The following is a 2409-nucleotide window of genomic DNA, read 5'->3' on the forward strand; positions in this document are numbered from 1 at the left end:
CTTTAGTGGCTAAAAATACTGCGTTTAAAGCTTTACATGAGTATTTTACAAAACGCCCAAATAATCCTTTAAAGAAGATGCAATCTCTAATTGCAATATGTAATAAGCTCATACGCATTCTGTTTACAATTGGTAAAAAACAGTGTGAATTTAGTGAAGAACGTATGTTAAGGGACATTCCTCATATGACGGTATTACAGATAGCAGCTTAATTTTCTTTTGACTCGAAATTAATAGTAGGTTAATTGTTTAAAAACATTTGAAGCACGGATTAGTCAGTAAAACAACTAAAATACGGGTAAGGACCCTGTCGGGCAGCATGACTGACATCCACCTCATGGAAAGGTTGGACGAAGGAATTTTGGAGCAAAGACTCTGTGAGAAATGGGAGGTTTGACCTCCATGAGAAATGTGGAGATCCAACAGTGCGACCATAATTAAACAGGTTACCCATATTTTGGTTAAAGGTGGTTTGGTCACTATCAGTCGTTTTTTCACTTAGCCCCCAAAATTATCCTTTAGCACACTATTATTCCAGTCGTCAAATGAAATTTAATACAGACTACTGCGTAATTTGGAGAAAACAAGAGAAATCGAGAGATTTCCCTTTCTATATAGAGGGAGTTTAGTACAACAAGAAAAAACAGAAAAAGTTACCTTTCCTTGCTATGAATAACCCTTGTAACAGAAGTACCCCTCACCCTACGAACAGGAATATTTCCCCAATTTAGTGAATATTGTTTACATAGAGCATAAAACACAGCTAGACGCAACTGGAGGGGGAAAGATTTATGAATACAAATTCAAATCAATCTCTACCGATTCGATCATTTACACTACTCTCTGCCATCACTATGGGTTATGCAACTGTTTACGATTTGGCTGACGAGTTAAAGAGGCAATGATTACCTTTTTCCGATTCGATATTTTGGAATAAGACTCCGCAGGAAATTTATTCACCCATTGTTCAGAGGGTCCCACAGATACCATTTTTCTTAAACGGTAAATTGTACGATCCAAAAGACATTACACGTTTTAACGGTCATGAGCTGCACTTTGTTAAAGCGCCATCCGGTGATTATTTGTTGGTCGTTGATGATCAAGAATTGATGAACTATTGGGTAAGGTTGGCATACCATGAGATATTAAAATATCGCCAAATTGTAGGGGGTGGAAAACCTCCTGGTTTGATTCAGGGTCATAAGCCGGTTAAAAAACTTCCTACTCCACCCCCTTTTCAACCGTATCCGAGTCCGGGTTCGCCCGAAGGTTTTGGAGGGCCACCGACACAATATCCTACTTGGGGACCTGGCGGGGCGGTACCGGTATATGATGCCAACTTTTATGAAGACATAAATTTTGAGGGCGATAAGCTAACCCTAAAACCAAATCATGGTCACCATGATTTGACAGATGTAAGCATGGGTCTTTTTCAAGGCGACTGGAACGATAAAATTTCTTCGGTCAATTTTGGTCAATCTATTAAGGTTTGTGCCTTGTATGAGGACGTTAATTGGAAGGGACAGACATTGCATCTGCTTACTTGGGATAAAAACTTACATACATCGGGATGGGGGGATCGTGCTTCTGGAATCGCTACTTGGTAGTCAGATTATATTATTTTAATTCATAACTCCACTTCTCTTGTTTACCTAAAGGGTGCTTTTGTTTAATAAGGGAAATATAATAAATGAAATAAACACCGTACTAAATACGGTGCTTTTTTGTGATTAACTTGTAATTCACCCACTTTTTTAGGTTTTGTACTTCAAAAACAGAACCAGTTGTCAAAGAAGATCCTTCTCTTTTTGGAATTATCTACATGAATGTATAACGACTGTCCAATCCAAGTGGTATCTTTGTTATTAAATGCGAAAGTTATGTTGCTTTAAGGTGATGACGATTTGTTCTATTGAGATTTTTTTGTCATCAAATTGGACCTTTACTTCGCCATCAGTAGTGTCTAATAATACTCTTTCAATGCCATCCAATTGATTTAGGAGACATTCAATTTCTTGAATCGGCTTCTCGGATGTTGCTTCATTAACAAAAATTGTTTCTTCAGCCATTGACATTTCCTCCTTTAAAGGGAAGTTTTTTTATTTTCCCCAGAAATTCAAACATCAAACGGACAAAAAAATAACTTAACCCTTTTGGTAAATAAAAGTATATTGGTAAAAAACTTTAAAAAAATCACTAAACTTATACTGTGACAAGTATTGTATAGAGCATCCTTTTTCAAGTAGGCTCTGTATAATGTTGATTTTTTGCCTTCTGCCTTCTTTAACTAACGAAGCAGTTGTGCGGCCGAGCCTAGGTCGTATCATATAGCGGGTGGGATTCCCGCCGAGTAAGAACTAGCCATTCGCTCGTAGCGAGTCTTGGAGGGCTAATGGTAACATTAGTCTT

2 protein-coding genes and 1 pseudogene are annotated in these 2409 nt (G+C 37.7%); 2 read left to right on the forward strand and 1 reads right to left on the reverse strand.

The window, feature by feature from the left end:
- Positions 1-212: pseudogene (locus tag KW850_RS32495) on the forward strand (IS110 family transposase); the annotation flags it as partial.
- Between the two features lie 795 nt (positions 213-1007).
- On the forward strand, positions 1008-1607 hold the full coding sequence (locus KW850_RS32500) for a peptidase inhibitor family I36 protein (protein ID WP_218351709.1): 600 nt from the start codon (positions 1008-1010) through the stop codon (positions 1605-1607).
- Positions 1608-1865: 258 nt separating this feature from the next.
- Here the strand turns inward: KW850_RS32500 and KW850_RS32505 are convergent, their stop codons facing one another.
- Complete coding sequence (locus tag KW850_RS32505) at positions 1866-2069, reverse strand: hypothetical protein (RefSeq protein WP_218351710.1); 204 nt, start codon at positions 2067-2069, stop codon at positions 1866-1868.
- Positions 2070-2409: the final 340 nt, after the last annotated feature.

It is taken from the genome of Bacillus sp. sid0103, assembly GCF_019219025.1.

Excerpts from the sequence above, each read along its gene's own strand:
- KW850_RS32505 (WP_218351710.1), bottom strand. The coding sequence starts at position 2,069 with ATGGCTGAAGAAACAATTTTTGTTAATGAAGCAACATCCGAGAAGCCG.